Origin of the sequence: Blautia faecis, assembly GCF_027662325.1 — a bacterium.
Classification (GTDB): Bacteria; Bacillota; Clostridia; order Lachnospirales; family Lachnospiraceae; genus Blautia_A; species Blautia_A faecis.
In genome coordinates, this window is record NZ_JAQDKY010000011.1 from 86,005 (window position 1) to 108,236 (window position 22,232).

At 39.1% G+C, this 22,232-nt stretch carries 28 protein-coding genes and 2 pseudogenes; 1 reads left to right on the forward strand and 29 read right to left on the reverse strand.

The annotated features are described in order from the left end of the window. Positions 1–85 precede the first annotated feature (85 nt). The 22 genes and pseudogenes from PGQ38_RS07580 to PGQ38_RS07675 form a co-directional block, all read right to left on the reverse strand. Positions 86–2,146 carry a sensor histidine kinase gene (locus PGQ38_RS07580; RefSeq protein ID WP_270431179.1) on the reverse strand — a complete coding sequence of 687 codons (2,061 nt, stop codon included), beginning with the start codon at positions 2,144–2,146 and terminating at the stop codon, positions 86–88. 36 nt (positions 2,147–2,182) lie between these two features. Then, the gene (locus PGQ38_RS07585; RefSeq protein WP_187565370.1) at positions 2,183–2,356 is read right to left on the reverse strand and encodes a hypothetical protein; all 174 of its coding nucleotides are present in this window, start codon (positions 2,354–2,356) and stop codon (positions 2,183–2,185) included. A gap of 362 nt (positions 2,357–2,718) precedes the next feature. After that, entirely contained in the window at positions 2,719–3,795 is a 1,077-nt protein-coding gene (locus PGQ38_RS07590) for a M42 family metallopeptidase (RefSeq protein ID WP_148463113.1), read from the reverse strand. A gap of 704 nt (positions 3,796–4,499) precedes the next feature. Then, positions 4,500–5,432: an AEC family transporter gene (locus PGQ38_RS07595; protein ID WP_270431182.1), complete on the reverse strand. Its 933-nt coding sequence runs from the start codon at positions 5,430–5,432 to the stop codon at positions 4,500–4,502. Positions 5,433–5,728: 296 nt separating this feature from the next. Continuing rightward, the gene (locus tag PGQ38_RS07600) at positions 5,729–6,904 is read right to left on the reverse strand and encodes an NAD(P)-dependent malic enzyme (RefSeq protein ID WP_118577849.1); all 1,176 of its coding nucleotides are present in this window, start codon (positions 6,902–6,904) and stop codon (positions 5,729–5,731) included. A gap of 90 nt (positions 6,905–6,994) precedes the next feature. Continuing rightward, positions 6,995–8,125, reverse strand: a complete 1,131-nt coding sequence (locus tag PGQ38_RS07605) for an Ldh family oxidoreductase (RefSeq protein WP_118577848.1) — start codon at positions 8,123–8,125, stop codon at positions 6,995–6,997. A gap of 134 nt (positions 8,126–8,259) precedes the next feature. Continuing rightward, a complete protein-coding gene (locus tag PGQ38_RS07610) occupies positions 8,260–8,967 on the reverse strand; it encodes a FadR/GntR family transcriptional regulator (RefSeq protein ID WP_118577956.1) in 708 nt (235 codons plus the stop codon). Positions 8,968–9,192: 225 nt separating this feature from the next. Then, positions 9,193–9,324, reverse strand: a complete 132-nt coding sequence (locus PGQ38_RS20530; protein ID WP_347088823.1) for a helix-turn-helix domain-containing protein — start codon at positions 9,322–9,324, stop codon at positions 9,193–9,195. Beyond that, positions 9,301–9,513: pseudogene (locus PGQ38_RS07615) on the reverse strand (recombinase family protein); the annotation flags it as partial. The pseudogene PGQ38_RS07615 and the gene PGQ38_RS20530, both read right to left, overlap by 24 nt. A 404-nt stretch (positions 9,514–9,917) precedes the next feature. Next, positions 9,918–10,208, reverse strand: a complete 291-nt coding sequence (locus PGQ38_RS07620) for an SDR family oxidoreductase (protein WP_330674438.1) — start codon at positions 10,206–10,208, stop codon at positions 9,918–9,920. Then, entirely contained in the window at positions 10,141–10,284 is a 144-nt protein-coding gene (locus PGQ38_RS07625) for a GNAT family protein (protein WP_187565373.1), read from the reverse strand. The genes PGQ38_RS07620 and PGQ38_RS07625 overlap by 68 nt, the downstream gene beginning before the upstream one ends. A 15-nt stretch (positions 10,285–10,299) precedes the next feature. Further along, positions 10,300–10,404: pseudogene (locus PGQ38_RS20535) on the reverse strand (ATP-binding protein); the annotation flags it as partial. 92 nt (positions 10,405–10,496) lie between these two features. Further along, entirely contained in the window at positions 10,497–10,910 is a 414-nt protein-coding gene (locus PGQ38_RS07630; RefSeq protein WP_204454116.1) for a hypothetical protein, read from the reverse strand. A 15-nt stretch (positions 10,911–10,925) separates the two neighbouring features. Beyond that, complete coding sequence (locus PGQ38_RS07635) at positions 10,926–12,701, reverse strand: Y-family DNA polymerase (RefSeq protein WP_204454115.1); 1,776 nt, start codon at positions 12,699–12,701, stop codon at positions 10,926–10,928. 89 nt (positions 12,702–12,790) lie between these two features. Next, entirely contained in the window at positions 12,791–13,660 is an 870-nt protein-coding gene (locus PGQ38_RS07640) for an AraC family transcriptional regulator (protein WP_204454113.1), read from the reverse strand. Positions 13,661–13,725: 65 nt separating this feature from the next. Then, complete coding sequence (locus tag PGQ38_RS07645) at positions 13,726–13,995, reverse strand: ArsR/SmtB family transcription factor (RefSeq protein WP_204454112.1); 270 nt, start codon at positions 13,993–13,995, stop codon at positions 13,726–13,728. 135 nt (positions 13,996–14,130) lie between these two features. Beyond that, the gene (locus PGQ38_RS07650; RefSeq protein WP_195699311.1) at positions 14,131–15,384 is read right to left on the reverse strand and encodes an ATP-binding protein; all 1,254 of its coding nucleotides are present in this window, start codon (positions 15,382–15,384) and stop codon (positions 14,131–14,133) included. Positions 15,385–15,553: 169 nt separating this feature from the next. Then, positions 15,554–15,658 carry an SDR family oxidoreductase gene (locus tag PGQ38_RS19815; RefSeq protein WP_334292562.1) on the reverse strand — a complete coding sequence of 35 codons (105 nt, stop codon included), beginning with the start codon at positions 15,656–15,658 and terminating at the stop codon, positions 15,554–15,556. A 262-nt stretch (positions 15,659–15,920) separates the two neighbouring features. Continuing rightward, a complete protein-coding gene (locus PGQ38_RS07660; protein WP_118577843.1) occupies positions 15,921–16,262 on the reverse strand; it encodes an arsenate reductase family protein in 342 nt (113 codons plus the stop codon). 67 nt (positions 16,263–16,329) lie between these two features. After that, positions 16,330–16,740 carry a peptide deformylase gene (locus tag PGQ38_RS07665; RefSeq protein WP_117990283.1) on the reverse strand — a complete coding sequence of 137 codons (411 nt, stop codon included), beginning with the start codon at positions 16,738–16,740 and terminating at the stop codon, positions 16,330–16,332. Positions 16,741–16,760: 20 nt separating this feature from the next. Further along, on the reverse strand, positions 16,761–16,976 hold the full coding sequence (locus PGQ38_RS07670; protein ID WP_118577842.1) for a hypothetical protein: 216 nt from the start codon (positions 16,974–16,976) through the stop codon (positions 16,761–16,763). Positions 16,977–17,269: 293 nt separating this feature from the next. Continuing rightward, on the reverse strand, positions 17,270–17,521 hold the full coding sequence (locus tag PGQ38_RS07675; RefSeq protein ID WP_204454111.1) for a hypothetical protein: 252 nt from the start codon (positions 17,519–17,521) through the stop codon (positions 17,270–17,272). 380 nt (positions 17,522–17,901) lie between these two features. On the opposite strand from PGQ38_RS07675, the gene PGQ38_RS07680 reads away from it, so the two are divergent. Further along, positions 17,902–18,417 carry a helix-turn-helix domain-containing protein gene (locus PGQ38_RS07680; RefSeq protein WP_204454110.1) on the forward strand — a complete coding sequence of 172 codons (516 nt, stop codon included), beginning with the start codon at positions 17,902–17,904 and terminating at the stop codon, positions 18,415–18,417. A 52-nt stretch (positions 18,418–18,469) separates the two neighbouring features. Here the strand turns inward: PGQ38_RS07680 and PGQ38_RS07685 are convergent, their stop codons facing one another. The 7 genes from PGQ38_RS07685 to PGQ38_RS07715 form a co-directional block, all read right to left on the reverse strand. Next, complete coding sequence (locus PGQ38_RS07685) at positions 18,470–18,886, reverse strand: hypothetical protein (RefSeq protein WP_118568242.1); 417 nt, start codon at positions 18,884–18,886, stop codon at positions 18,470–18,472. Positions 18,887–18,907: 21 nt separating this feature from the next. Beyond that, on the reverse strand, positions 18,908–19,123 hold the full coding sequence (locus tag PGQ38_RS07690; protein WP_118577954.1) for a hypothetical protein: 216 nt from the start codon (positions 19,121–19,123) through the stop codon (positions 18,908–18,910). Between the two features lie 859 nt (positions 19,124–19,982). Continuing rightward, on the reverse strand, positions 19,983–20,297 hold the full coding sequence (locus PGQ38_RS07695) for a type II toxin-antitoxin system RelE/ParE family toxin (protein WP_195379372.1): 315 nt from the start codon (positions 20,295–20,297) through the stop codon (positions 19,983–19,985). Beyond that, entirely contained in the window at positions 20,287–20,580 is a 294-nt protein-coding gene (locus tag PGQ38_RS07700; RefSeq protein ID WP_204454109.1) for a type II toxin-antitoxin system RelB/DinJ family antitoxin, read from the reverse strand. Before PGQ38_RS07700 ends, PGQ38_RS07695 begins: the two co-directional genes overlap by 11 nt. Before the next feature lie 380 nt (positions 20,581–20,960). Then, on the reverse strand, positions 20,961–21,212 hold the full coding sequence (locus PGQ38_RS07705) for a 4Fe-4S binding protein (protein WP_204454108.1): 252 nt from the start codon (positions 21,210–21,212) through the stop codon (positions 20,961–20,963). 47 nt (positions 21,213–21,259) lie between these two features. Further along, positions 21,260–21,394 (reverse strand): hypothetical protein, encoded by a 135-nt coding sequence (locus PGQ38_RS07710; protein ID WP_270431191.1) that lies wholly within the window; start codon positions 21,392–21,394, stop codon positions 21,260–21,262. A gap of 269 nt (positions 21,395–21,663) precedes the next feature. Then, positions 21,664–22,188, reverse strand: a complete 525-nt coding sequence (locus tag PGQ38_RS07715) for a flavodoxin family protein (protein ID WP_204454107.1) — start codon at positions 22,186–22,188, stop codon at positions 21,664–21,666. Between the last annotated feature and the right edge of the window lie 44 nt (positions 22,189–22,232).

The following is a 22,232-nucleotide window of genomic DNA, read 5'->3' on the forward strand; positions in this document are numbered from 1 at the left end:
GCGCTGAGATTCTCGGGTTTTCTGTGAACCTTGTTCACAAAAAACACCTCGCGGAACGTTACCAGTGAACAGTAACACCGATATTTCACCTTATATATTTTGCTATCACCGGTAAAAGTACATTCATATCAATTGGTTTTGCCACATGATCATTCATTCCCATGGATATCGCCTTCTGTCTGTCCTCTGCGAAGGCGTTTGCTGTCATTGCAATAATGGGGATGGAGGCTTTCTTCTCATCTTTCATTCTGCGTATCCTGGCTGCAGCATCATATCCATCCATCACCGGCATCTGAATGTCCATAAGAATCATATCATAATATCCGGAATCTGCTTTCTCCAGCTTATCCAGACACTCTGCTCCATCTTCCGCACGGTCTGTAATGATCTTTTGTTCTGCAAGCAGTTCTATCGCGATCTCTGCATTCAGATCATTATCCTCTGCAAGAAGAATACGTTTTCCTTCCAGCTTTTCTAATACATCTGGCTGTTCAGATATCTGATCCCTATATACATCCGCTTCTGATGCCATATCAAAAGAAATATCTACCGTGAATTTTGTCCCGACACCTTGCGTGCTTTCTACCTGGATGCTTCCGCCCATCAGCTCAATCATGGATTTTACAATAGGAAGGCCCAGTCCTGTACCAGCGACCTTGTTCTCTGTAGTTGTATGTTCTCTGGAAAATTCTTCAAAGATATGTGGAAGATATTCCTCACTCATGCCAATGCCTGTATCTTCACAAGTAAAAATAAACCGGGCTTTCCGGGGATTCTCTGAATCTTTCTCATATATCTTTACATGGACCGCATGCCCATCGGATGTATACTTTATTGCATTGCTGATAATATTCAGCATTATCTCCTGAAGCTTCACTCTGTCACAAAAGATAAACGTATGATATACATCCAAATCTGCCGAATACTGCAGGTTCTTCTTCCTTATATCTTCCTCAAATACTGTGTTTACCGTATGAAACACTGCGTTTATATCCTCATCTTTCAACTGCAGCGCTATAGTACCGCTTTCAATACGGGCTATCTCCAGGATCTGGTTAATAATCGTCATCAGCAAATTTCCGGAAGAACAGATTTTTCCCAGATATTCCTTTGCTTTTTCCTCGTTCTGAAGATTCTTTTCCAGTAATCCGGAAAAACCTATAATCGCATTCATCGGCGTCCGTATATCATGGCTCATATTAAACAGAAATCGCGTTTTTGCTTCATTTGCACTTTTCGCCAGCTCCGCCGCTTTTTTAAGATCAGCAGCATATTGTTTTTCTCTGTGCTTTTTGCTGGATATCTGATAATAAATTGTAGCGACCAATAATGAAAATATATAAGAAGCGGCAATAGCGAGGAGCCAGTATGAAACCGGGATCCACCCATTCGAAGGCACAATATCAAAATACCATGTGTTATTCGGGATCTCACATTCTATCGTCAGGCTGTCTTCCGGCATATCCTCCTGACTCTGGGCAAAAATAACCTTATCTCCACTGCTTCTGTCATAAGACCAGATCTTATAGCTGAAATCCGCCTCACTTAAGGATTGCAGATTTATGTCACTCATGAAACGATCCCAGTCAACTACCTGGAGTACAAATCCCCAGAAACTACTCTCTCCGGAATCATCGTTTCGATAAACCGGTTTAAAAAGTAATGCTCCGGTTCCTCCCTGCTTTAACTGATAGGGGCCACCAAGTGTATACTCCCCGGTTTCCTTAGCCAGAGCTGCATCCTTTTTCCGTTCATGTTCCCCCAGTACATCCAGTCCAAGAGCCTCTGAATTTCCCTGCATAGGATAGATTTCGGTTATGATCCCTTCCGGTGCCAGCTCAAACGCCTTTACCACACCATCCTCATTGGGAATCTTTTCTGCCAGTTCTGAAAAAGTGTTTTCATCCATATCCGATCCATCAATGATATAATTTCCCAGAAGATCAGAAATCGTTATATAATTGTCCAGCTTTTCCTTGACTCTCCTTATCGTGCTTTCTGCCATATAAGTTCCCACTGCTTTTTTTTCTTTTTCCTGATATCGGATCATCTGGCTACACACAAAAAATGCAAGCAGGAAAGAGAGAAGGCCAACAATATAGCAATATTTCTTAATATGTTTAGCAGCTGTACCATTTATTTTCATTGAATTTTCCTCATTATGTTTTCTTCCAACTGTTTTTCAGCGGGCTGTGCAATAAAATCGAATGGTATCTATCACTTTCTCATCCGATGCCTGATTGATGTCTGATATCAAAGACAGAATCTGATTCAGAAGTTCCAGCTTTTTGTTAAATTGTCTGTAGTTAATCTCATGTTCTTCATTCTTATTATCATTTGCCTTAAACTTTTCCATAAAATCCCCCAACACTTATATAGAAAATATTCCCCCATTAATGCCTGAAAACAAAAGGAGAACAGCCGATACATATGTTCGAACTGTTCTCCTACATTACTGTTCACTGGTAATGTTCTTTGTACTCATACCGTTCCGTATCTATATGACTTCTTTCTTATTTAGAATAAGTATATTTTTAAATAAAATTTGAAGATACTTTCGTTTCTGCAAAAGTCATTTCCGCTTATATCACTTTCATAATATCACAGACAGTTACGTTTGTCACATAAAAGTTCAAATAGCTGTGATGCGCTTCTTTGCATATCCTTTTCCGGCAGTTGCCGTTATACCTGTCGCTTTCAGCACATCATTATATTTTTTTAAAAACTCATAATCTGCTCTTCGTCAAGTCTTTTAAGAATTTCGCATGCCAACTTAACCGCATTATCAAAATCAGCATAAGCTGAAATCCCGTAATGTGTGTGCGCATAGCGAACCGGAACACCAATAACAATGACCGGAACTGCTTTTTCAGTCAGATGTATAACTGCACCATTGGTTGAACCAGCACTGCGAACTGCATCCTGAACCGGGATGCCAAGCTTTTCTGCCAGATCAAGCGCATATCTCTGGTAACGTGGATTGGTAATCATGCGTGAATCAATGTGACGAAGCATCGGGCCACGCTTAATAGCAGTCTGAACCATATACTGCTCAACGCACGTATCATCTGCCGGGCAGCCTTCAAAAACAATTGCGATATCCGGCTTAATTACCTGTGCTGTCACAGTGGCACCACGTACACCAACTTCTTCCTGTGCTGCACAAGCGCCAACAATATCCACATTCAAATCCTGACCAGCCAGAGTATGCATGGTCTTAAGAATTGCCGCACATCCCAAACGACAGTCAAAGCTCTTGCCCACCATCAGATCTGTGGTTTCTGAATATGTAAATGTCACATCTGGCACTACCGGTTCACCGATACGAATGCCGAACTTTTCAACCGCCTCTTCTTTAGAAACAGCGCCAACATCTACCGTGATATCTTTCATATCCAGAGGTGCTTTACGCTCCTGCTCTGTCATGAAATGCGGAGGCTTACTGGCAGTAATACCTGGAATATATTCTCCGAATCGGTTGCGAACCAGGACTTTATGAGCGGGAATATTGTGGTTCACCCAACCTCCGATCTGAATGATACGGAGAGTTCCGTTCGGGCAGATAGCCTGCACCATAAAGCCAACCTCATCACTATGTGCATCAAGCTGAACAACCGGACGTTTGCCGTTATTTTCTTTACGGCGGATATATAGGTTGCGCATGCGATCTTCTGTAATTTCTCCGAGTCCTTCTGCATAAGGACGAATTGCAGCAACCACTTCATCTTCGAAGCCTGATGTACCGTTTGCATTTGAAATTGCTGCAATCATTTCCAACGTTGTTTTTTTATCCATTCTGACACCTCTTTATGAAAGTTTTAGCTTCTTGAGCTCAACATCTACTTATATGATTTTATATGTTATATTTAACTGTCAATAATCTCCAGTTCCCCTTTTGGATTGACTTTTTTCTGACAATAAAGATTTTTTCGAGCCTCGCTTGATAAACCAAGTATATTCCAGACCAATATGATTGTCAACAAATCCAACTCGATGTGGTAAATTTCGTGAACTTCTTATAGAGCAAAGAATGCTATGCAAAAATCAATAACGCCAAGTAGGATTTATTATAATCCCGTATCGGCGTTATTGATTGTAATTATCTCATTATTACAGATTTTTTATAACCTATTGTGTCAGATACTATAGACTTGACACGACATTTATTGGATTTCCGCTTGTGACATCATTTCTTTCACTAATTCATAATTACTTGTCCAATATTGTTCGGAAATAAAATAATGTGCTTTTTAGGCTCAGTCCATCTTTTATCCCCAAATATACAATCAGAAATGGCAGCATGAACATGCATACTCGGATCCATATCTTTTTTCTCCTCTATCAATTATCATGATGGATTTGTATTCTGCAATGTAGAATGCCTTTAACATCTGGAACGTGATCTTCACAAAGTATTCGATCAGTCTGGACATGACTGGACCATGAAAATAAAAGACACCAACCGAAGTCAGTGTCATTTCTTCAATCTTTCTATTCTCTCACACAAACATCTCATACATTCCCACCATCACTGGCATGGTCACAATTGACAGCAGTGTCGTAAGTACATACAATGAGCTCGCATATGCCGCATCTTTATCATATAGTTGCGCCATGGATGTCACAGTTGCACAAGCAGGTGTTATGGATGCAATATATACAGTCAGGAGAATCTGTTTGGAATCATTTATTCCTGCAAATGTATGAATCAGTTTCATTAGAATCAGTACAAATATTGGATAAACAATCAATCGCAATACTGTTGAAAGATAGTTTCTTTTTTTAGTAAATACAATCTTAAGAGGTACGTCCGCAATAACCATTCCGGCAAGCAGCATACCAATCGGACCAATCATATTATTCATCATATCCATGACATCCTGCACTCCCGAAAGCATCTGGATTCTGCAGATAAACAATATCACTCCTACTATGATTGAAATAATATTTACGTTCAGAAATACTTTTTTCCACTCTAATCTATCTTCTTCGCAAATCATATTTTTGCAATGTGTCCAGATCAAAACCAGCTGTACCGTAATATAAGCACTGGAGTAAATAACATACTCCTTTCCAAGCAAATCCTGTACCAGCGGAATTACCAGTATCCCGGCATTTGAATAAATAACAGTTGCACGCTCAATCGTATCCAGCTGTAATACTTGTTTTAATATTGTGGTAAGTATCAGAAATAAAACATGTACCAGAACTGCTGCCGCACATGCCAGGAGCAGTCCTTTTTTTACATCTGGCGTATAGTCCACCTGAAATGCGTCGATAATTACGCATGGAATAACCAGATAAACCATGACTACAGATATGCTTTTACTCTCTGATGACTTCATAAGGCCGGCTTTTACAACCGCATATCCCATAAGCATGATTGCAAAAAGCTTTGCAATCTCTTCCATTAGTAATAAACTGATTTGCATATTTTGTCCCTTCTTTTCTGATGTCTGTTATTTTTAATTATAGCATGCTTTGTCCAGCTACTTGCAGGTCTCCTACGCTGTCTGTGACGGAAGCTGTTTATACCACAGTTCTCCCTTCCATAGTTGGTTTCTTATTTCCAGCTATAAATCTCTACTCATTCGTAAAAAATTATAAGAAAATCCCCGGCATACTGCGGACGTTTCCTTGAAGTAAAATCTATTGTTGTCACACGTCCTTGCTATCCCTATAATAAGTTATGCCGGGGAAAATTGTCTATCTTATTAAATTGTATTTTTTAAATACGGGCTACGCCGGTTCTCTTTGCTGCCTCCGCAACTGCTTTGGCTACCGCCGGTCCTACTCTCTTATCGAATGCCTTCGGAATGATATATTCCGGAGAAAGTTCCTCATCTGCGATCAGATTTGCAAGTGCTTCAGACGCTGCCAGCTTCATTTCATCATTGATCTCTTTTGCTCTCACATCAAATGCGCCACGAAAGATTCCTGGAAAAGCAAGTACGTTGTTGATCTGGTTCGGGAAATCACTTCTTCCTGTGGAAACAACTTTTGCTCCGCCAGCCTTTGCGTCATCCGGGAAAATCTCCGGAGTCGGGTTTGCACATGCAAAAACAATTGCATCCTTATTCATGGTCTTAACCATCTCTGTTGTAACGGCACCAGGTGCGGAAACACCGATAAATACATCTGCGCCGACCAGCATATCTGCCAGAGAACCTGCTTTCTTATCCAGATTGGTCACCTTGCTCATTTCATCTTTGACTGGATTCATTCCTTCCGGACGTCCCTCATAGATCGCACCCTTTCTGTCACAGAGTGTGATGTTCTTAAATCCGGCTGTGAGAAGCAGACGAGCGATAGAGATTGCTGCTGCTCCTGCTCCGTTCATTACAACATGGACATCCTCTTTCTTCTTGCCAACAACTTTAAGTGCATTGGTAAGACCTGCCAGTGTGATGATCGCAGTACCATGCTGGTCATCATGGAAGATCGGAATATCACATTTTTCTTTCAGTTTCTTTTCAATTTCGAAACATCTCGGTGCGGAAATATCTTCCAGGTTTACTCCACCAAAGGAACCGGAGATCATATAGATTGTATTTACAATTTCGTCCACATCGTTGCTTTTAATGCAGAGTGGAAATGCATCTACATCACCAAATGCCTTGAAAAGGACACATTTACCTTCCATAACCGGCATTCCGGCTTCTGGTCCAATGTTTCCAAGTCCAAGAACAGCAGAACCGTCTGTAACTACCAGACACATGTTCCATCTTCTTGTGAGTTCGTAAGATTTGTTTACATCCTTCTGGATTTCCAGACAAGGCTGTGCAACTCCAGGTGTATAAGCAAGTGACAGATCATCCTTATTTTCTACAGGTACTCTTGTTACAACTTCAATCTTACCTTTCCATTCTCCATGCAGTCTTAAAGATTCTTTTGCATAATCCATTTCTATTGTCCTCCCTGGTATCTTAAATTATGTGAAACCGTATGATTCGGCTGCCTCTATTGTTACTGTAAACAGTTGCCTTCTAATCTATTAATAATTTCCTGTAAAGAATTTGCTATCTTTTGGAAGCTCATATCCGTCAAAATATTTATCAAAGTCAAGTTTGAGATATCCACACAGATTAGCAAGTTCGACCATCGTATTATCGTTTACAGGTAATCCATGTTCTCTTCTTTCTTTTTCTGCCAAAACTTCTTTTTCACCATGTGTATAAATGCGTTCTTTGCCTTCTGCCTTCGGACTTTCTCTCAAAGCTTCCAGGTATTCTGAAAAATGTCTGCGGATTGCCTGAGGATCACCAAATGCAGCCGGATCGATTGCCATGAATCCATGACAGATTCCAGTTTTATCCGGGAATGTGCAGCAATGATCCGAAGTAACACCCATGGAAAGAATGGAACTGAACAGTTCACATAACATACCATATCCATATCCCTTGTGGCTTCCTGTAACCTCTTCATTTCCACCAAGGGGCATGATTCCGCCGCCCTTCTTTGCAACAATATTGGCAAGGACATCCGGTGCGTCTGTGCTTGCATGACCATCTTTGTCCAACGCCCATCCATTAGGAAGCGGTTTCTCCATTTTGTTGTACATTTCTAGTTTTCCTCTTGTAACTACTGTAGTAGAACAGTCAAAGAAAAACGGATACGGGTCTGCCGGCATAGCTACTGCGATTGGGTTTGATCCAAGCATGGCTTTTTTGCCAAACGTAGGAACCATAATAGCCTCTGAATTAGTGCAAGCCATTCCCAGAAGTCCTTCATCGCACGCCATCTTTGCATAATATCCGGCAATACCAAAATGATTGGACTCACGGACGGTTACGATTCCAACTCCGGTTTTTTTGGCTTTTTCGATGGCTTTTTTCATTGCGTAAACGGAAATAAGCTGTCCCATTCCATTATGACCATCAATCACTGCAGATATCGGTGTTTCAAATACAACTTCAGGCTTTGCCTGCGGATGGATGGTTCCCTTTTCGATTCCCTTATGATAACGCACCATTCTCTGCATACCATGACTTTCTATTCCATAAAGGTCAGCCGTAAGAAGCACATCCTTGATCTGATTGCTTTCTTCCTCTGTAAATCCAAACGCCTTGAATACGTCTCCGCAAAAATGATTCAGTGTCTCATATGACCATTTCACATATCCCATTGTTTCGCACCTCTTTCTGGTATTGCCAGTTTTATTTATTGGTATTACCAATTTGCATTTTAATTATATCACTGGTATTACCAAAACACAATAGAGGTCATATCAATTAACTCTGTAAAAATGCCCAAAATTTCTTAGGATTTTTTTTGCATTTCTTCCATATAACGTTCAATCGTATCCATATGTTCGGACATACATCGTTCCGCCTGTTCTGCATCTCCGTTGATGATTGCCTCAACAAGCCGATGATGCTGGTCATCAACCTCTCTGGCAGAATTATTCTTTTTCATAATGTAGTCTCTCGTCCCGGAAACAATATTCTCCGTAAGCTGATCCGCTGCCGCAAGGACACTGTAAATCATCGGGTTATCTGCGATCTTTGCAATCTTCTGGTGAAGTTCGCGATCCAGTTTACCCCGTATCTTTTCATCTTCTGCGGCGTCCAGCCGTGCAAGAATCATCCATAATTCTGCTGCGTTCAGCGGTGTGCACTTCCTCGCTGCAAGAATTGCTGATTCTCTTTCCAGTGCCGCACGAAACTGCTGATTCTGGCGCAGATATCCATTATTTAATTTAAAAAGTATGGATAAGGGGCCGATCAGCCAGGTATCCAGATCCTCCGTAATATAATTCCCGCCTCCCGGCACCGGCTTGACTATTCCCAGCAGTTCCAGTGCTCTCAAAACTTCTCTGACTGCCGGTCTGGACACTCCCATGGTCTCCGCCATTGTCCGCTCCGCCGGAAGGGCAGCTCCCGCTTTAAGACTGCCATTCTGAATGTTCTCTATAATCTGATTTAAAATCCCATCGAAAGCCCGCTCATCCCCAATTTCTCTAAACATAATCCATTCCGTTACTGAAAACTTATAAAAAGTCATAAACCTCTATGTTTCATTCCTTCTTCAAATAATTTTTACGGATGTTTGTTAATCTGTTATTTCGTTTTAATAAAAGTTTTTCCTTTTTGATTACATTATTTGTTTTACAGTAACTTACCCCTTTCTTATTTTTCTCGTAAGAACGAGAGAGACTACGCTGTAATCTGCGTTTCTGTTTTTCTAATTTCTTTACTTTCTGAGTTCTGGATCTGAAATGAATCTGCCACCTTTTTCATAGTTCTCTTTTTCGCTGGCCAAAACCCAGTTATAAGCAAATCTTGATGCACCAGCATACTGAAGCTTGTTTTCCTTGTAATTAATCCCGGAACCGATATCACTTATTATCTCAAATGGCTGTCCTTTTGCCTGAAGATATATTCTAACATTATCAATCTGCCGTTCCAGATCATCTTTTTGTTTATGATTGGAAATGCGACAATATCCAATTGTAATGCGGTTTTTAGGTTTTACATTTATTACCTGGTTAAGTTGCTCATCAGAATAATATTTACTCAAGGCATCAACTTTCAATAATATTCTACTCTAATATCTTATAAAATACCATAATTTTAACATCCTGTCATGAAGCCTCTGTTCTTAATAGCTACTGTTCACTGGTAACGTTCCGCGAGGTATTGTTGTGAACAAAGTTCACAGAAAGCCCTAGTTGTCCATCATTCTGCTCATCTCCCATTAAAATATCCTATTTTATTTTTTATGAAGAGTATTGTATTGATAATTGTGTTTATTTATTGAAGTTTTGAAAATATTAGATTTCGTTTTCAAAGCTCTAGGAAAGTACAGATTACTGAAAGTACCAGAATATACATTCCAGGATCATAAGTGGTCGCCGTTAAAAAAAGGGATCCTCACAAAATCATCAGTATTCCTTTTCGTACATTTTCCTTCCTATTCTATTTTTTACTCTTCATATCAAGCGACATATCAAGCATCCAACCACAATCACCATGGTAAATCATTTGTTTTGTCATGCCACCGTCAATACAGATATTTTCACCTGTGATAAAGCCTGCTTTTTCAGAGCAAAGAAACAGTACCATATTGGCAGTATCCATAGGATTTCCGACACGATGAACCGGCTGCTGCACTGCATCTGCTCCTGTATATTCGATAAAGTCAGTATCTATCCATCCCGGAGAGATTGAATTGACTCGTACTTGTCCAATATTGCTCAGGAATAAAATCATGTGCTTTTAAATTTGTCTTTAACCATATGTCAGCAACTCTATTAATATCTGGGTTCTGCATCTTTCTGATCATAACGATTATCCTCCATCAGCTTTGATTTCTCCGTAACAACCAATCAGTTATATCGTGAATCTCGACTCCTTCATAGCTATATTTTGGATGTTTAGTTCGGGCAATCATCATTTTCGGATAACGTACGGAGCTTCTGATCAAATGAAGCCATGGCACATCACCTCCAGCTTTTCCTTAAAAACATTCTAACTTCTTTGTATCTTTTCTCAAATTTACCACTCTTCACATTTAATATCACTTATCTGTTCGATTGGAATGACCGTTTGATCCGTCATGATTAAGGTATGCTCATATTCGTCTACCTTTTTTACAATACCAGAGTACGTAACATAGGATCCGCCGGCTTTTTTTGCATCGGGAATAAAATAAGTTATCGATACCTTCTGTTCTATACCGATATTATTTCTGATTATATTAATTTTTTCGTTCAATTGAGCAATCGCTTCCTCACTCAGTTCCAATCGTTCATCGGTTAATCTTGCCGTTTCCTTTATCGCAGCATCATGTCCGGTCAAAGCTGCAAAAGGAGCAAATTGCGCTGCTCGATCCTGAAGTGGCATTTGCGGATGATTCTTAGAGACCGGATGCGGTAAATTGATGATATCGTCATAAAAATTATTTTTCATCCTCTTTCAACTCCTTTACGCCTTATGACCGCCAATCTGTTCATTTCTGTCCCTGGCGGTTGCACCTTCCTGAAGATTCATCCCCTTCAGTAAAGCGTTTTTTCCAAATTTCTTTTTGATACTGAGCATTGCTTCCTGCATACGTTTTTCGCGACCCAGCACAGCTTCTTCCTCTTCCTGCTTTTTTCTTTGCGCCTCATAATCCGTAAAAAGATCCAGCTGCTCATACGCTTCTTCTTTCTTTACAGAACTTTCATCCACAAGCCTGTTTGCTGTGATATTGATTCTTCTGACAAGCAGGTTTCTGTCAACGATCCTGTCATATAGCTCTATTACTGCATCAGTTATCATCTTGGTTGAGGAAGTCTGCCGTTTCAGATTAGTCGTTCCATGTGCGTGCTTCGGGATTTTTCTTCCATAACGGTCGATCGTAACCTCTCCATGATACTGCTTTCTCCTGTCGGCATTGTTCAGATTCTCAATATCATAACCAACTGTCAACACGATCTGGTCCGTTACAAGCTTCTTATCCACCAAATCCAAAACCATCTGATCCGTCATCTCTTTTACGACCAGTTTTGCTTTTTCAAAATCATAAGGACAATGAAGTACTTGTCCGGCGCAAACACTGTTCATTTCCGGTTTGTAGGCCTTAACCATTTCCATGGTACAGGGTTCATACCCCCAGGCATGGTCGATCAGCAGCTCTGCATTAACGCCAAACAGCTTATATAACAGATCTTCGTTGTATAATTCATTCTCTTTACCAATGGAACACCTGGCAATATCGCCCATTGTATAAAGCCCATATTCTTCCAGCTTCTTTGCATATCCCTTCCCTACTCTCCAGAAATCCGTAAGTGGTCTGTGACTCCAGAGTTTCCTTCGGTATGACATTTCATCCAATTCCGCAATTCGTACACCATCTTTATCTGCTTTAATATGCTTCGCCACAATATCCATCGCAATCTTGCACAAATACATATTCGTTCCGATTCCTGCAGTTGCCGTTATACCTGTCGTTTTCAGCACATCCTGTATCATGGCCATTGCAAGTTCTCTTGGTGTCATATTATAAGTATGCAGATAATCCGTTACATCAATAAATACTTCGTCAATCGAATACGGGAAAATATCTTCCGGCGCAATATATTTCAGATAAATACTGTAAATTCTGGTGCTGTATTCCAGATAGAGAGCCATCCGGGGAGGCGCAACAATATAATCAATCTCCAGTGCAGGATTACTATTTAATTCTGCACTGTCATCAGAAGAACCTGTAAATGTCCTGTTCGGTGCTTTCCACCTGCGGGCACTGTTGGCTTCTTTTACTTTTTGAACAACCTCAAATAAACGAGCCCTTCCGGGGATCCCATAATACTTTAAAGCTGGAGATACCGCAAGACAGATGGTTTTTTCTGTTCTGCTTTTATCCGCAACCACAAGATTGGTCGTCAAAGGATCCCTATTTCGTTCTTTACATTCCACAGACGCATAGAATGACTTAAGATCGATTGCGATATAGGTTCTTTCCTTTTCCATCATTCTACACCTCCTGGTTCTCCTGTGTTTCGTTTCTAATTCTTTATTCTGACCGGAAATCTTTCTCATCATAACAATCCGCTCAAGTATTTCCTGCCTGAATTTATCTACGTCATTTGTACGCTTACGCACGCCTGCTGCCGCAGCATGTCCACCTCCGCAAAATGCCTGCAAAAGTTCATTTACATTAATCCATTTTCCATCAGATCGGAAGGAACACCGCCAGCGGTTTTCTTCTTCCTCATACATGGTAAAACCTAGCTGAAAATACAGGGATTGTGACTGTTTGTCCTTTTGGCAACTGTTTTTTTACTGTTCCTGGTGGCACCCTATATATTTTACCACCCCTTAAACACTGATACTTGGTAGGCTGCCACATTTTCCGGATTCTCCAACGCTTTTCTCCGCCATGCATTTGGTGAAATTCCCGTTATTTTCTTAAAATTACGCATAAATGTAGATATCACCGGGTATCCTACAGAATTAGACACTTTTTCTATGGAACATTTTTCTTTTGCGAGCATTTCACAGGCCTTCTTAATCCGAACCAGATTTAGATATTCTGATGGTGTAATATTAGCAGACTCTATAAAGATCCTCCGCATATGTGTCTCACTCAGATTACATGCCCTTGCAAAATCCTTTCCCCCGATGTCCTCCATATAATGTAATTCTATATAACTTATAATTTTACGTGTATAATCTGAAGTTTCCCGGGAATTATTCTGAAACTTTATGTTTTCATTATCTAAACGATCAAAAAACAGCACAAGATTAAACGCAAGCGTTGAAACAGTATATCTATAATTTGCTTGTCTCAGCTGTATTTCTTCTATTATCATCTGCATAAGTGCCGCAGCCTTCGTACTTCCAGCATTCTCCAAAACACTTATTTTCTTCGATAGATTCTGTTCAACATAAATATATTTTTCTGGAACATTTACAAAACCTCTTTTTAAAATTTCTTCCACATCCACAAATAAATATTCCCATTTTTGTTTTTTTCCACGCTCCTCCGGTGTAGGACATGTCCGATGTGGTGTGTTTTTTGGAATAAATGTTATCGTACCGGCATGATATAGCAATTCTTTTTCTGCGACACATATGGTTCCATTTCCATAATGGCAATATCCTATCTCCAAACAATTATGAAAGTGCATATTATCTGTCCCATAAATAATTTCCCATTTTTTACCACTTAATGCCATAACAGGAAGATCCTAAGAAATTTCATAATAACGGTATTCTGCCTTTTGCATTCTTCTTTCATTTCCTACCTTCCCAAAGCTTCAACAAATGAACTTGCCGCTCTTATTACTTTTTTGTTCAGAGAATAATAATGCCACTTGCCTTCCTTACGGTCATTTACAATCCCACAGTCAACCAATATTTTCATGTGATGTGATAAAGTAGGCTGCGTGATATTGAATTTATCCAGAATCTTACATCCGCATTTTTCTCCGTCTGACAGCATCTGAACAATCTCCAGTCTATTTGTATCTGATAATGCTTTACATATTAGTATCATATCCTTTGCTTCCATTTTCGCCGCCTCACATAGATAATCATCTATACATCAAATTACCATACGCATAGATGCTTGTCAATGTCCTGAAAAGCACAAAATCATAATAAAACTATCTCCATGACTTCCGATTTAATTTATCTATATCCAATGTCAAAACTCTAAACTATCTGCGTCCAAAAGGAAATACTTCATTCCCATGATGACAAATCCCTCATCATTTCTCCAAGGCTTTTTGCTGCCATTTACAATAACAACCTTCTTGAAAGAGTCCGGGATATTACGCAGAGAATTGAACTCCTGAGTCTGCTTTTCTTCTGAAGTCATGTCATAAGCAACCTGGATGTAGTATCTCTGATTGCCTTGGTTAACTACAAAATCAACTTCCAGCTGCTTACGTACACGCTTGCCCTCTTTATCTTTATCAAAGATCTGCACAACACCCACATCAACATTGTAGCCACGAATCAGTAGCTCGTTATAAACAATGTTCTCCATGATATGAGTAGGCTCCTGTTGCCTGAAATTCAAACGGGCATTTCTCAGACCCAGATCGGTAAAGTAGTATTTCATATTTGCACCGATATACTTTCTGCCCTTAATATCGTATCGGCTTGCTTTAGAAATCAAAAACGCATCTGCCAAATAGTCGATATGATTGGAAATCGTTTTGTTTGTATAACTCATCTGACGCTCACTGGCAAAGGTATTAGCAATCTTTGAAGGGTTGGTCGGTGCACCGATTGCAGATGCAAGCACATCAACCAGAATGCCAATTTCATCCACATTTTGGATCTTGTTTCTTTCAATTACGTCCTTCAGATAAACATTTGCAAAGATATTTTTCAGGTAATCTGCCTTCTGTCGTTCGCTCTGTAAACCTACGACCTGCGGCAATCCGCCATAGGTCATGTAGTCATCCCATGCATCGTCGTAATCACCTTTATAGACAGAATAAAACTCTGCAAAAGAGAGGGGATAGATTCTGATCTCATCACCTCTGCCACGAAACTCGGTCACAATGTCGCTGGACAAGAACTTAGAATTGCTTCCGGTGACATACACATCAATGTTGCTCATGCGGAGCAGGCTATTCAGCACTTCCTCAAATCGTGGCATGAACTGTACTTCATCCAGAAGAAGATAATACTTATCATCATCCTTCATGGCATCTTTGATGTACTTAAAGCACACCTTGGGATCTCTTAATTCCTCATTCTCAATACCATCCAAGGCAATCTCAATAATATGATCGGCAGCAACACCATTCTCCTGTAAATATCTCTTGAAAATATTAAACAGCAAAAAAGATTTGCCGCATCTACGAATACCGGTAATCACCTTTATCATTCCATTATCTTTTCGCATGGTCAACTGCTGTAGATAAGCATCTCTTTTAATTTCTATCATTATATACCTCAATTCCGTGCTTTTGCACACTTTTTAGTAATAATATTCTATCATAGAACAATCTGAGCTTCAATATCTATTCCCATCTTATGTGTATCCGCACATTTTTATGTAATATAAGATAAATATCTTTTCATTTTTTTGATTGCAGTGTCAAAATCGACTACTAAATCATTTGTTTTGTCATACCACCGTCAATACAAATGTTTTCACCTGTGATAAAGCCTGCTTTTTCAGAGCAAAGGAACAATACCATATTGGCAATATCCATAGGATTTCCGACACGATGAACCGGCTGCTGCAGTGTAACTTTCTGTTTGCGGCTGACTCATACGGTCACGGGAAGATGAAATATTAACAATGGCAGCTCCTTCAGAGAAATATGGCTGAAATAGTTTTGCCAGATAAAATGGTGCCGTAACCGATACAAATACTCTGCTGTTTCCAAATTTACATTTTCCCGTTTAAAATGCTGGACTACATCACCAATATGAAATCTACATTCTTCCATTAGCTGCCTATCCTCCGATTTCTTACTTCCACGCTTTCCAGATATCCGGCTGATATCCAAGAGTGGATTGTTTTCCATTACGAACCACCGGTGTTCTAATCACCTGCGGGTTTTCCAGTACCTTCTCAAGTTTATCTTCCTCTGCAATGTACTTAATGAGCGCAAGCAGATCCTTATCCTTGCCCTCCCAGTTGATCATATTTTCCAGTCCACCATTTGCCTGGGCAACCGAATTAAATTCGCCCTTACTCATGCCCTTTTCTTTCATATCAATAAACTGAAACTTAATCCCACGTTCTTTAAAGAAACGTTCTGCTTTCTTTGTATCATTACACTTCTTTGTTCCAAAAATCTGTATATTCAAATTAATCCTCCTTGTCCATCGCCATATGTATCATTTTGTAAAGCGGACATTCCAGGTCCGCATTCAGTTATATTATCTTTCCAGACAAATGATCAATTTCATGCTGGCAGATCTGAGCCGTCCATCCGGACAGCTTCTGCCGCTGTTTTTTCCAGTTGAAATCATAATACTCTACTTCTATTTCCTGGTACCGGGTCGTCTTACGAACACCATCTAAGGATAAACAGCCTTCTTCTGTCTCATACATGTCACGTTTTGAAACGATCACCGGATTGAACATCACAACATCTATGAAGCCCATATTTACAATGATGATATTCTTCTTTACACCAATCATGTTTGCCGCCATACCCACACAACGCTCCCGGTTCGCCTGCAGCGTATCCTGCAGGTCTTTTCCAACTTGGATATCTGCTTTCGTGGCCGGTTCGGATGGTTGGCCTAAAAAGAAAACGTCTCTTACAATTTGCTTTACCATTTACTTTCTCCCTGTAGCTTTCATTCTGCTTTTTCCAATTTATTATTTACATCGAGACAAACTTTGTCTCCTTCATTGATATTACGCTCATAGAGCTTGGCATCCTCTGCTTTTACTGTCACTTCTTTTCCAGAAGAATCCACAAGAGTCACTAGTGCCATGACTGGTGCATCATCCAGTCGTTCTTCACAACCAAAATCCAGGTCTTCATCGATTCGTTTTACTGTATACATCATACTTTAATTCCTCTTGAGATAATATTAAGAATCAGTATTCTACATACCTTTTCCGACTTTCCACCACTTCATCTTCCGTTACAGCCATCCTTACATTGCCATCGTTATAAAATCCATATAAAATAGACAAGAGGTACAATTTAAACCTCTTGTTCATTATTATACCTTACATGTAATAAATTGTCATAAATAACTTTCCGTATTTTGTTGCTTTCCTTGTTTCTTCCCATCAGCCAAAGCAAATAGCCGAGACTCTAATCAGCCTCAGCTATTCTAAACTATATCATTCAGTTTCAAAAATCAAACTCATCCGGATCCAGTCCTGCATCTTCCAAAACTTCTCTTCTTTCATCCGGATCCATAAATTCCAATTCATCATAATCCAGCCCTGCATCCGCAAAAGTAGCGATCTCATCGTCGTCATCAAAGATACTTTTTTCATCATCCTTCATCATTTCGTCCATGAACTGAAACTGTGCAGCACGTTCCCAACTATCCAATTTCCCGTCTCTGTTAAAATCAAACATCTTATCAAATCCAAACATAATTTTTCCTCCCTTAATCTTCCATAAACTCGAAATACTCTTGCTCACTGGCAAATAAAATGTATTTGCCTTCTACATATCCCATATATCCGTTGCTTGTGTCATAACCTTTCATTTGCCAGTCCTCCTTGGATTTTTCTTCTTTTTTGATGTTATCATCTTACAATAAATGGCTGTACAAAAATCCCGACAACCAACCGGCTAAACTTCCTTGAGCATTCTTTGATATAAACCCTAAAATGATAATTTTACAAAGTCTATTACTTGTTGTTAGTTCATAATTTATGTATAATAAAATTCATATAAGAAATACACGCTCAGCATGCATCCTGGAACATAGATGCTCTGCATGTTTGGCGATATACGGGGAGGAAATTCTCATGGGTAAACAATCCACCAGGGAAAACAAAACAATTTACCAGCTTTACCGAGAAGCGGCAGGACTTACAAGAGCAGAGGCCAGTGAAAAAATGGATGCTGTATCTGATTCAAAAATTGAAAAATTTGAATATGAAACACAAGAACCTACGCCTTATGATATCCTCCAGATGGCAGATGCCTATAAAAGACCAGATCTTTGCAATTATTATTGCTCTCACAAATGCGAAATCGGCCATCGTTATGTTCCAGAAGTAGAAGTGACCGATCTGTCAAATATCATTTTGGAGACAATTGCCAGTCTGAATGAAATCAATCCTCTTACCGGTCGTCTGATCCAGATTGCCCGTGACGGTAAGATCAGCGATGATGAAATGAAAGATTTTGCTTATATCAGTAAAAAACTTGATGAAATTTCTTTAGCCATAGACTCTTTGAATCTTTGGGTAGATAAGACAGCCGGAGAACAGGGGCTTAATCTCGATCTCTTAAATGCCGAAAAAGATAAATTAAAATAACCCATAACGCCCAAAAAGGCAATGAACCATTTCTGACTCATTGCCTTTTCCTTTACATACGCTGTAATTGATTGACGATACTTTCTGTTCTTCGAATTGCTTCTTCTACCTGTCTTTTTGCATTATTGATTCGATCCTGGACCACCCAGTCCACAACAAATCCATCAAAAAAATAATCCGCAAAAGAAAGAAAATCTCCAGTATCGATATTCAAATTACATACCATATTTACATCATTTAATTCTCTACTGAAATTACGAAGATCATACTTTGCCTGTTCCATATTCCGTTTGGCCTGATCCATTTTAGAATGTTTTAACATCGTAGTGAAAAAGCCGCCGCCAAACATATCTACCAGGCCCCAGTTCTTTGCACTGTTTAAATTTTCTTTTGCTGCCTGAAGACTGTTCAAAGCTCTGCGCCCAGCTTCAATTGCTTCTCTCTTTTCTTTTTCAATATCATATCCCATTCGTTTTCTCCTCCTGATCCATTATGAATGTGACGTCACCAAAGCTATAATGCCACCGACAATCAATAATGGAAAAGCAATGTACATCAGTCCACCTACAACCATGCCAATCAATATCACCGGGAAGAAAATAACTGTGCAAAGTAGTTTCATAATTCCCCAGGATGCTCTTAACCCAAAAACAAAAAATTTTCCGACAAACCAAATTATACAAATTGTAAATAATAACGATAACATTTTTTTCTCCTTCTGAAACTCATTTTGATATGTGTCTTTCATTTTTTCTGTTCTTTTTCTGCTGAATATTCAGATGCGTTCTTTATACCAAGCTTATTACTGAATGCCGAATTTTTCTCCATCTTTTCTATTATCCGGATTAATCGAATTCTCTGTGCCACTTCCATCTGATCACCCCATTTATATTCTGCTTTTTTGTTGATATTGTCACTATAACAAATTTCTTTTTCATAATACACATCCACCATGAGGAATTGCATCTTTATATTTCTCGAAATTTGAGAATTCTGTCTTTATATTCCTCTGCATGAATTGTTCCTGAAGATGAATTGATTAAAGTCATATTGGAAAATGATGAACTGAAAAATCCAGCAATACATTTGGAAAATAAGCGTAAAATACATTCTCTTGTAACCATCAAAACGCCGGTATAGGATTATAAAAATCCTGTATCGGCGTTATTAATTGCTTTATTGATTGTGATCATTTTATTTTCTTTATTCAGATGAACTGCTTATCAGCAATGCAAACCTCTATTTCTGTTCATCCTCGGACCGATTGTCCTTGGACTTATCCGGAATCCTATCTGGCAGGACTCCGGCGGACTGGCAAGCTCATTTAATTTTCAAAGTGCTGATCCGGCTTTTTGATTCAAATTTTTGATCTGTAGCCTTCTCAACTTCTAAATACAAAAAAGTTTGGGAAAGTTTAGGGAGAAATGAAAATAGATAAAAAAAATAAAAACGCCAGTGAAATGACTCCACTGACGCCTTACAAATACTATTGATTTTTCTTTTGTTATAAAAAAAGACCATCTACGGTTTTACGGTAAATGATCTTTTTATTGCCAATATTCCATTTATATCATTTTGTTTTCATAATCTTGTAACTCATGGAAAATATCATCCACATATACAACATCATTTTCTATTCTATATAACATAAAATATCTGTGCTGTTGAAAATTTATTCGACGATATCCCAGACTCTGTAAACGTGGATTGTCGCATACTTTCAAACTACTCGCTACATACTTTAACTTTTTAATAGTATACTCAAAATCATCAAGCACATTTTTCGCTGCTTGCTTATTTTTCTTAGCGAAAAGCAGATACTGTATAAACTGATTCAAGTCTTCTTGTGCTTCAGCTGTTACAACTATTTTATAATCCATATTTTCCTCTTATATCTGAAATCACATCATCTGCATTTCGGTAATTTCCCCTTTTTGAAGATTCTCTGGATTGTTCCAGTCTTTGAAGCATCTCTTCTTCTTTCATAGATGTATAAGGATTATGCACAGTTCGTTTTATTTCAAATGGAAATCCATTATATGCAACCGCCTGCGTTAAAAACATCCTTATTGCTGATGTCGTGTCAGTTCCAAGATCTTTAAAAAGCTGATCTGATTTATTTTTCAAATCATCGTCTACCCTGATCTGAATTGTACTTGCCATTTTAGATACCTCCTTTTTTCTTCATTATAATGCTATTTCATTACTAATTCAATACAATTGTATTGATATTTCACTTATTTCTTTGCACTTATCTAAGATAGTAGATATGGAATCTTAGATTACAATTGAGGTAGGTACAATAAAAATACAATCGGCACAACTTTTTCTTTCTGTACTCATTCAGTTCCTGACGTCCAATGATTGGGATGCCAGGATAACCACCTGTCTGTGTCCTGATTGCCGGAGAGCTTGTCTGGGCGCACAATTCCGATTTATCCAATTAAACAAACTAGAAGTTTCCTTATAACCAATAACCGCAATGATCTTATCATTCATACGCAGATAACATATACTGCTGTCTTTAGGTATGCTACTTCTCCTTATAAGAACACTTCATTTTTGTTTCTGACACCCTTTAAGGCACCAAGCATCTGTTCCGTTTTCTGCTGTAATGGAAGCGGACGAATTCTCGCCTGTTCCGTACAGATATGGGTGCATGCCATGCAAAGAATACATTTCTCTATATCCGTAATCACTGCTCCATCTGCAACTGAAATAGCGTTTGTCGGACAGACAGTTACGCATTTTCCACACTTCGTACAGGATGGTAGGGAAATTGATGCAACCGGCATATTCATCTCTGGTTTGTATGGGCGATTTCCTGGAACCTGAACATTCTCTACAGCAGTGCTATTCTTGACAGTTTCTGCAAATTTATGGATTTCTTTCTCATCTTCTCCATCATAGGTTCCTTACTTCCCAGATCATGCCAGATTACTTCTTTTTCCATCGCATCCGCAAAAATACTACTCACTTTTTTCGTTCCTCCCGTGGGACTGAAATAGTATACCTCCATTTTATCTAACATTTTTAATCGTCCTTTATTCTCTATAATTCCCATAAGTTTTTAGTTACAGGCATGCGTATAATAAACACATTCCTAAAAATGTATCTTTTTATCGATATAATCGGCGATATCCTTCAGGGAATACTTTGCCATCGCCATCTGCACTTCCGCCAGTGGCTTTTACATTGCCTCTCTGATATTCCCTCTTACAAAACAATTAGAATTTGGAACGTGCTTTATAAATTTTTTCCAATCCCCTCAAGTTCGTTCATGGAGTCCTTGTTTTTTTCAAGTTCATCTCTGGCTGTTGCGTAATATGATTTTTTGAAAAGCATATCCCATGAAAGATATTTTGCCATACAGTCAAACTGCTTATCAATCAGCTCATACTGGATACTGTCTACGGGAGAACCGCCTACAACAATCGTGCCAACTTTTTTATTTTTTAACTGCAATCCACGGCAGTAGCACTTATCAATGATAAGTTTCAATTGTGCTGACATTCCCCACCAATAAACTGGTGTAGCAAAAAGAATCATATCTGCAGCAGCAATTTTATCAATTATAGGATTTGTATCATCCTTATCGATGCATCCCTTAGAGCATTGACAGACACCACATCCCTTGCATGGTGCAATGTTGAGTTTGTCAGGTTCAATGATTTCAATTTCATTCTTTTCTGATGCTCCTTTTATAAATGCATTGATTGCTGTCAGCGTGTTTCCTTTTCTGGCACTTCCATTAATGATTACAATTTTCATGCGTGTATCCTCCAACTTCCGATTGAACAAAATCGCTGCGCGAT